Here is an 8,836-nt window from a genome sequence, read left to right as displayed (position 1 = left end):
GAGACGCTCGGCAGACAGGGCGTCGGCCACAACGAACGAACCGTCACGAAGAGTAGCCGAAAAACTACACTCTGAAGTCATCTTGTGCAGGGCGCGTGCGGAAAGCGGATTCTCCGCCATGACGGAGGGATGCCTCGGCGGCTGCTCGGCCCGCCCGGCAGGCCGAGAGCGCTGCACCTCGCCCCTTGCGGATCACGGTGCAGCACCGCCGGCCGGGGCCGGGCGCCGGCGCGGTGGACGGTGAGCGCCCTCTCCACGCCGTCGGGCGAGTCCCCCCGACGGGAACTGGGGGCCTTCCTGCGGTCCCGCCGTGAACGGCTGAAACCGAACGATGTGGGCCTGCCGGAGGCCCCGGGCCGCCGAACGCCGGGGCTGCGGCGGGCCGAGGTCGCGGAACTCGCCGGCATCAGCGTCTCCTGGTACACGTGGTTGGAACAGGGCCGGGTGCGTACCTCGGAGCAGGTACTGCGCGCGGTGTCGCGGGTGCTGCGACTGGACGCCGCCGAAACCGCGCACGTGATGTCGTTCGTGGAGGAAGGCAGGCCGCCCGCCGACGCTCCCACCTGGGTGTCACGCAACCTGCTCAGTCTGGTGCAGGCCATCGCACCCCACCCGGCCGTGGTCCTCGACCCGCACTGGGACCTGCTGGCATGGAACGCCGGGTATGCCGCCCTGCTGACCGATCCGGCGCGGCTGCACCCCAAGCAGCGCAATCTCCTCTGGCTGGTGTTCCGCTGGCCGCCGGCGCGCACGCTGCTCGCCGACTGGGAACAGGAGGCCCGCGCCCTGCTCGGCCAGTTCCGGTCACGGGCCGCTCGCCGGCCCGATGATCCGCGGTTCGCCGAACTCATCGGCGAGCTGCTGTCGGACGGTGACGCGGCCCGGTGGTACGAGCGCCGGGAGACAGCCGGGTTCGAGCCCTCAGTCCGTCGTTTTCGGCATCCGGCTGTGGGCGAACTGCGCCTGCGGTACGTGAAACTGGCCGCCGTGGACGAGCCTGGCCACCACCTCCTGGCCTACCTGCCCGACGACCAGGACTCCGGGGACGCCCTGCGCCGTCTGCAGGCAAGCGAGTGATCCCGCGGGCCCGGGCGTTGCGGACGCGGACCCGCGGGGCTCACCTCGGTGTGCCGGCTGCCATTGCGGCACGCAGGCAGACGTGCCCTTCAGCGGCCGGTGAGTGGCGGCTCTCACCGCACGGCCGCTCACCCGGTCAGTACGGCTTTCAGGACGGCGCCCGCGGCGACGTCGGCCAGGGCCTCGCGATGGCTCTCCAACGGGTAGGCCGTCACCATGCTCTCCAGGTCGAAGCGCGCGGCGAGAGCGGGAAGCACCCGCACGTACCCGACAAGGTGCGCGCCGGTGAAGGCCCACGACCCGATCACCTCGACCTGCCGGTACACGATCTGGTGGGGATTGAGTCGGGTGTCACCGGCGTCGGTGTATTGGCCGATCACCAGGTAGGAACCGCCCCTGCGGGCCAGGGTGAGGCCCTGGGCGACGGCGTCGGGAACCCCGGCGCACTCGATGACGAGGTCGGCGCCGTCGGGGCCGGCGGCGGCCTGTGCCTCGCCCAGCACCGCCGCCGGGTCCGTGCCGCCCACGACATCCAGGTGCACGTCGCCGATGCCGGCCGCCGCCGCGGCCAGCCGCCCTTCGGGACCGCCCACGATGATCACACGTGCCGCTCCGGCGAGCTGGGCGAAGGCCGCCGCAGCCAGCCCGACCGGGCCGCTGCCCTGGACGATGACGGTCTCTCCCAGACGGACGGACCGCCGCTCGTACAGGGCGTGCACGACCGTGGGACCGGCGCAGGCCAGTGCCATCGCCGCCCGGGCGGACACCCCCGGCGCCGCCCGCACCACCGTCGTACCCTGCTGAAGGACGATGTGGTCCGCCCACGAACCCGACCACGCCACACCATCGGTGAGCGCGCGGTTCACTCCGTAGGTGCGCCGGTTCTGGCACAGGGTGGTCCCCGGCCCGGCGGCGGCCGCCGCCTTGCGGGCGTATGACCTGCGTCGGCGGCGATGCGACCGGCCTGACACCGCCCGGGGTCGCACTCAGCGTAGTGAGCGCGACCCCGGGCGTCCGGTGCGGAGCGGGACCGGCTTTTGGCCGGGCCCGCCACGCCTACGGGATCGTTGTCAGACCTTCTTCAGGGTGAAGTTCGTCGTCACTGTTCCCTTCTTGACGACCTTGACGGTGGCCACCGTCGGTGCGTAGCCGTCCTTGGCGACGATCACGGTGAGCGGGTTGTTGCGGACGTCCAGCCACAGGGCGTAGTGGCCGTCCTTGTCGGTGATCAGGGTGAATGACTGTGCCCACGAGTCGACCTGGACGGTGGCCCCCTTCAGCGGGGACGTGCTGCCGTCGGTCGCCTTGCCGTACACCGTGCCGGTGATCTTGCCCCAGGTGTTCGGCGGGGCCACGGTCATGGTGACGGGGACGTCCGCCACCGAGTACGGCGTGTCGGAAGCGATGCCGATCTTGGCGGTGAACTCACCGGGCTGGGTGATCTCGTCGACCGACGACGTCACCGACACGGTGACCGTGACGCTGGCCCCCGGAGCGAGCGTGACCTGCGAGGTGTCCAGCGACAACCAGCTGACGTCCGAACCGCCGACCTGGTCGTAGCCGGGGAGCAGTTCGACGGTCTTGACCGGGGTGGCGTTGCCGATCGCGCCGCCGACCTTGTAGAAGCCGGGGGCGCCGCCGCCGCGGTAGGTGGCGGTCTGGGCGTTGGGCAGCGACGACCAGGTCCCGGCCGCCGGGTCGTAGGAGTAGCTCGCGTTGGTGAGGGTGCCGCTGCTGACACCGGCGGTGATCAGCAGCATGCCGTTGGCCACGGTGTAGGAGGAGCCCCACAAGGTTTTCGGCATGTCCGGCAGGGCGGACCAGGAGTCGGCGGCCGGGTCGTAGACGTACGCGGACTTCAGGTCGCCGGAGCTCCCGGAGCCGCCGGCGCAGTACAGCAGCCCGTCGATGGCGCCACAGGACTCCCAGGAGGTGCTCACCGGGTAGTTCGCCGCGGTGGACCAGGAGTCGTTCGACGGGTCGTAGACCGTCACCGAGGTGGAGCCGCAGGTGTCCGTGCAGCCGCCGACCACGTACAGCTTGCCGTCCAGGACCGCGGAGCCCGAGCCCGCCAGCGGTGTCGGCGACGAGGCGCCGGTCGTCCAGGTGTTTGAGCTCGGGTCGTAGATCTCCAGTTTGGCGTCCGTGCTGCCGCTGGCGCCCCAGCCGCCGACGGCGTACAGCTTGCCGTCGATGAATCCGTGGGCCGGCGACTCCCGGGTGTCGGCCGCGTCGGCCAGCTTGGTCCAGCCGCTCTCGGCGTCGTAGGAGTACAGCGACTTGATGTCGTCCGAACCGTCGTAGCCGAACGCCGAGTAGACCTTGCCGTTGTCGGCGGCCACGGCGTTGTCCTGGATGGTGGCGGGCAGGTTGGCCACGGTCTGCCAGGCGTCGCCGCCCTCGGCCGGGGCCGCCGTGCTGTCACCGGACGTGCCGGCCTGGCTCTTCGCCGACAGCGGCGAGTAGTGGCCCTTCACGCTGATCAGCGGCGCACCCGAGGTCGCCTGGGTGAAGCTGCCGGTCTTCTCGGCCAGCTTGACGGTGGCGTCGGCGCCACCGGTGTTCTTGACCGTGATGGTCTTGGTCGCCGAACCACCCCAGGCGACCGGGGCGTCGACCGAGGCCGGCGTGATCTTCAGCTGCCCGGCCTTGAGGGTGAAGTTCTTCTGGACCGTGGAGTCGGCGGCGAAGGTCACGGCCTTGGCAGCCGAGGTGTACTTGGACTTGGCGGCGGTCAGGGTCTGCTGGCCGGCCGGCGCGAAGGCCCAGTAGAAGCCGTCACCGAGGGCCGCGTCGTCCGGGGTGGCGGTCGAGATGGTGCTCACGGCGCTGTCACCGGTGCCGGTCAGGGTGGTTCCGGGGATGCCGTCGCCGGTGTTGGCGTCCTTGACCTCTCCGACGACCAGGCCGCCGGGGACGGTCGAGAAGTCGCGGGCCCCGATGAACACGTCGTCGACCTCCCACCACCAGCCGAACTTGCTGGTGAAGTGGAAGCGCACCCGTACGTCGGACCGGCCCGCGTAGTCGGCCAGCGGAATCGTGACCTTGGAGCCGGTCACGGAGCTGGTGAGCGAGGAGACCACGGTCCAGGTGGTACCGCCGTCCGAGCTGACCTCGACCTTGCCGGTCTGTCCGCTGTACGACTTGTAGGTGGTCCGGTAGCTCAGCTCCGGCAGGTCGGTGCCCGAGAAGTCGTAGGACGGACTGGTCAGCGTGGAGTTCTGGGTCTTGCCGCTGCCCGCCTTGTCGCTGTCGACGATGGCGAAGGCGCCGGTGCCGCCGGTGGTGTTCTTACGCTTGCCCGGGTCGTCGAACTCCCAGCCGCCGGTGGTGCCGTCGGCGTTGACCACGCTCCAGCCCTCGGGGGCGGAGGTGGTGGAGTCGAACGGCTCGGTGGTGCCGTCGTCCGTCGCGGTGTAGCCGGCCGCGGAGCCCGACCATGCGTCCACCGGGAGGCTCACGTTGGCGGAGACCGCGGAGTCACCCACGGTGATGTCCTTGGTGGCGCTCTTGTAGCCGGGGTAGTTGCTGCTGACCTTCAGCGTGTACGTCTTGCCGGCCGGGAGGTTCACCGAGTAGGTGCCGGTGAGCGGGTCGGTCTGGATGGGCGCGCCCGACACTCCGTCGACGGTGATCGCGGCGTACAGCGGCCAGCCGTGTCCGGAGCCGTCGGTGATCTTGCCGGAGACGGTCTCGGTCGGGACCGGAGTGAGCGCGAAGCTCTTGGTCACCGTATCCCCGTCGGTCACCTCGACCCCGGAGAGGGTGGCCGTGGTGTAGCCGTAGGCGTCGACTGTGAGGTCGTAGGTACCGGCCGTCAGGGTCAGCGAGTAGCTGCCGTCCGCCGCGGACTTGGCCTTGGAGTCGCCCGCGGTGATCTCCGCGCCGGCGATCGGGTCCCCGGTGGTGCTGTCGGTGACGGTGCCGCTGAGCACGCCGTGCGGACCGTTCTGGAAGGCCTGGACGCCATTGGGGGTGCCGAGACCGGTCGGGCCGTCCCAGCCGTCGCCCGCCGTGCACAGCTTGGCGGGGGTGCAGGAGCCGTTGTGTCCGTCGACGACGTCGTTGAGACCGCTGCCGTCGGCCGCGTAGGGGTAGGCGGCGGGGTAGGTGCCGGCGGTCGGGGTGCCGGCCGCGGCGTAGACGCCGGCGATGATCGGCGAGGAGGCGCTGGTGCCGCCGTAGACGGCCCAGCCGCCACCGCCGTAGGTCTGGTAGACCGAGACACCGGTCAACGGGTCGGCGACCGCGGAGACATCGGAGACCGCGCGCATGCCGCAGTCGGTGGTGACGCTCTCCTGCCAGGCCGGCTTGGCCTCGTAGACCGAGCAGCCCGAGCCCGGACCACCGTAGCTGTTGTACCAGACCGACTCGGACCAGCCGCGGCTGGTGGAGGAGTCCTGCTCCAGTGCGGTGCCGCCCACCGAGGTCACGTACTGCGAGGCCGCCGGGTAGGCGACTCCGTAGGCGTCGTCGCCCGAGGAGGCGACCACGGCGACACCCGGGTGGTTGTAGTGGGCGTCGAAGTCGGTGGTCTCCGACGGGTCCTCACCACTGCCGGGAGCGCTGGTGTAACCCGTGCCGTAGGAGTTGGAGATGAACTTGGCGCCCTGCGCGACCGCCTGGTCGACCGAGGCGCCCATGTCGTCGAAGTTTGCGGAGTCGGCTTCCACCAGGACGATGTTCGCGTACGGGGCGGCCGCCGAGACCATGTCCAGGTCGAGCGAGATCTCACCGGCCCAGCCGCTGTTGGCGGCCGGGTAGTCGGTGCCGCCCCGCTGGTCGACCTTCTTGAAGCAGCCGTTGTCCGTCGTGCAGGCGGGCAGTCCGTACTGCGCCCGGTAGACCGCCAGGTCCTCTTCGGCACTCGGGTCGTCATAGGCGTCGACGATGGCGACCGTCTGGCCCGCGCCGCCGTCGGCCGGAAGGTTGTAGGCGTCCTGCAGCGCGGTGGCGCCCCAGCCGCTCGGGGTGGTGGCGCTGGGCTGGACGCCTTGCTCGGACTTCACATCGGTGCGGCGCAGCGCGAAGCAGCTCACCTCACCGGGGCCGGGCTCGGCGCACGAGGCCTCTACGGAGGGCTTGGTGGTGTCGTCGGTCGTCGCGGAGGTCGCGGAGGTCGCGGAGGTCGCCGCGTTCGCCTCCGGGGCGGTAAGCCCCAGTACGGCGATGGCCGCGGCGCTGGCCAGGGCGGTCAGCCCAGTCCGGACCGGTCTCCTTCGTCTGGTGGCCGGTCTGGATATGCCGGTGACTCTCAATTGCGTGTCTCCCATGTATGCACGGGTCGACCACACTTTTTTCAGGTCGACGACGAATTGCATTCGCCGTTCACCAACTGTTCGGGACCAGGGAGAGATCCGTCAACGGCGCCGCTGTTAATGATTTATTTCTCCGCAACGTCAAAACAGGCCGTTCCGGATCAAGTCGAGAGAAAGGTGTGCCCGATCGGTGACTCCGGCAGAAATCGCCTGGTACCGGGCGACAGTGGTCTGCACCTCTGTCGCCCCAAACTGCGTTTCTGCAAGGTGAGTTGGTCAGTCCGGTTCGGCCACCTGGTGAGTGCCGGACATCCCTCCGAACCTTCCAGGGCGATAATGGCCAGCATTTTTCCACGAGTGCGGCCGTTTTCTGCCGGGAAGGGTTTTGCGGAATTCGCCTCCCTCTCGACGGCCCTACGGGCCGGTTCGTCGACCCGATGGGAAGTCAAAAAGTTTCAGAGGGTTCTGTGAGGTTTATTGGCTGCGGCGCGGGGGAAATTCCGCAAGGATTCGGCAGATAAACGCGACGCAGCGGATGAACCCGCCCGAAGGGAAAGCCCCCGGCCGTAGGCCGCGTGCGAAGCCCCGGAGGCATGGAGGGGGCCTCTGCCCGGCACCGAGTGCCCGTGGCTGTGGCCCCAGCAGGGAGTAGCCGGCCGCTTCGAACACCACTGCCGCCCCCACATGTCCAGCCCGAGACCACCCCCTTGCGTGCCGGTATGCGGAGCGAACATGCCCGCACTGCGGGCAGGGTCCTGCCCGCGGCCGGAGGCCAGCGTGTGCCCTGGTCAGCCGCAAGGGGGGTCTGTGTCGGATGCCTCAACCCGGGTGGCACCGGATCGTCGAGCCGGGCGCAGGACCGAGGTGAGGCGCCTGGCGCACGGGTCGTCTGGCGCCAGACGGTGGTGGCGGGGGCGCGGCCCTTGTGCTTGTCTTTCTTGGTCAGGATGGGGGTGCGACAGCCTGCCCGTTCGCGAAGTCGGCGTTGTCCGGATGCTCCAGGGCGTCCCGAAGGGCCTTCAGGAACCGATCTTGCGCGCGGGGCTGTTGTCCTCCTTCCCGGCGCAGCCGGGCGTCCCAGCGTTCCAACTGGTGTGCAGACCAGCCACGGCGATCCCGTCGAGGTCACCGACGGCGGACGCCACGCCCTCCAGGCCGCGGCGGCGCACACGTGACGGCGCCCGAGCCGCGGGTGCTGCCCGGGCCGGGGCGCGACGCGTTGCTGTCAGCTGTGTCCCTGTGTGCCCCCGTCTGCTCGCCCCTCGGTGCCCCCATGGTGCCACCGTGCCGACGGCGTCACCCTGCGCCGCTGGGTACCCCGGCTACGAGCCGCCGATCCCTCCCGGCCCGGCATCGTCACCGTCATGGCCGAAGGCGTCGTCATGGTCCGCCGCGACGCATTCAACGCCGCCGGCGGCCGGCCCGGCCACTTCTTCCTCTTCTACGAGGGGATCGATCTGGCCTGGCGGCTGTGGGACCAGGGGCGCACCGGCCGATACCTCCCCGGCATCGTCGTGCACCACCCCGCGACCGATCCGGCCCGGCACGCCAGGTTCTACCGGCTCAACGCCCGCAACCGAGTCTGGTTGGCCCGCCGGAACCTGCCCCACCCCCTGGCGCTGCTGCACCTCGCCACGTTCGTGGTACTGACCCTGACCCGATTCCGGGACCGGTCCGCACTCAAGGCATCCCTTGACGGCTTCCGGGAAGGTCTGCGCGGCGGACACGGCGAACGAAAGCCTATGAGCTGGAGCACGGTAGCCCGGCTCACCCGCGCCGGGAGACCACCGATCGTCTGATGCCGCCCCGAGGCTCCTCGGAATCTCGGAGCAGTCGTTTGCTGGATCGCGGGAGTTGACGTAACAGAGCATGGCTAGGAGAGCACCTTGTCCGCCCGTCTCCTGTCCGCGCCCTCGCCAAGGGCGGCCGTGTCGGTGTCGTCTCCGCTCCCGACCAGCGCACACCACCCCGGCTTCGACGCGGTGGTGTGCGCTGGTGGCGGCAAGAGCGCCAACCGCCTGCTACGCGGCCTCGATTACGAGCTGATCGCCGAGCGCCTCAAGCCGCTCGTGGGGGTGAGCGACCCGAGTTTGCTGCTGAACGCGAACACCGCCCGCACCGGCCTGTTCACCTTCCGCGGCCCCGCCGTGCTGTGGGACTTCGGCGCCGAGGAGCCGCGCGCCGCGACGGGGGCCTCCGGCTGCACCATCAAGGGCCGCGCGGCAGCTATGCGGCCCGACACCGGCACGGCAGCGGTCCATTGGTCTCCTTCCCGGCTCCGGATCGGCTCCGTGTCGGTCATCCGTCCTGTCCTCGTCAGACGCTCATGCTGATCGGCTTCCGCCGGCATCACGTCGGCCAAGCCCTCGGGCCCCGGGCGATCGGCCTGTCCGGCCAGGTGGTCATGCCATGCCCCTTCGGCTGCGCCCAGCCGCCTCGAACAGGGAAGGCGAAGCACCAGGTGCTCGCTTCTGCTGAACGCGCGCAGCGGCAGCGCTTGG

At 70.2% G+C, this 8,836-nt stretch carries 4 protein-coding genes and 1 pseudogene; 3 read left to right on the top strand and 2 right to left on the bottom strand.

Features of this window, described 5'->3' with window-relative positions; translation table 11 throughout:
• Nucleotides 1–240: 240 nt before the first annotated feature.
• On the top strand, nucleotides 241–1,077 hold the full coding sequence (locus AB0927_RS38725; RefSeq protein WP_366672549.1) for a helix-turn-helix transcriptional regulator: 837 nt from the start codon (nucleotides 241–243) through the stop codon (nucleotides 1,075–1,077).
• Nucleotides 1,078–1,205: 128 nt separating this feature from the next.
• Here AB0927_RS38725 and AB0927_RS38720 read toward each other — a convergent pair whose 3' ends face one another.
• Both AB0927_RS38720 and AB0927_RS38715 read right to left on the bottom strand, forming a co-directional pair.
• Entirely contained in the window at nucleotides 1,206–2,048 is an 843-nt protein-coding gene (locus AB0927_RS38720; RefSeq protein WP_366672548.1) for a zinc-binding dehydrogenase, read from the bottom strand.
• A 99-nt stretch (nucleotides 2,049–2,147) separates the two neighbouring features.
• Entirely contained in the window at nucleotides 2,148–6,350 is a 4,203-nt protein-coding gene (locus tag AB0927_RS38715; RefSeq protein ID WP_366672547.1) for a carboxypeptidase regulatory-like domain-containing protein, read from the bottom strand.
• A gap of 1,283 nt (nucleotides 6,351–7,633) precedes the next feature.
• On the opposite strand from AB0927_RS38715, the pseudogene AB0927_RS38710 reads away from it, so the two are divergent.
• Together AB0927_RS38710 and AB0927_RS38705 are read left to right on the top strand one after the other, a co-directional pair.
• Nucleotides 7,634–8,134, top strand: a pseudogene (locus tag AB0927_RS38710) (glycosyltransferase family 2 protein); the annotation flags it as partial.
• Nucleotides 8,135–8,221: 87 nt separating this feature from the next.
• Nucleotides 8,222–8,668: an LD-carboxypeptidase gene (locus AB0927_RS38705; RefSeq protein WP_366672546.1), complete on the top strand. Its 447-nt coding sequence runs from the start codon at nucleotides 8,222–8,224 to the stop codon at nucleotides 8,666–8,668.
• Nucleotides 8,669–8,836: the final 168 nt, after the last annotated feature.

Source organism: Streptomyces sp. NPDC048106, from assembly GCF_040706415.1.
Lineage (GTDB): Bacteria > Actinomycetota > Actinomycetes > Streptomycetales > Streptomycetaceae > Streptomyces.
This window is presented reverse-complemented; position numbering and strand designations above follow the sequence as displayed.

Coding starts and splice junctions, on each gene's coding strand:
- AB0927_RS38715 (WP_366672547.1), bottom strand. CDS start 6,350: ATGGGAGACACGCAATTGAGAGTCACCGGCATATCCAGACCGGCCACC.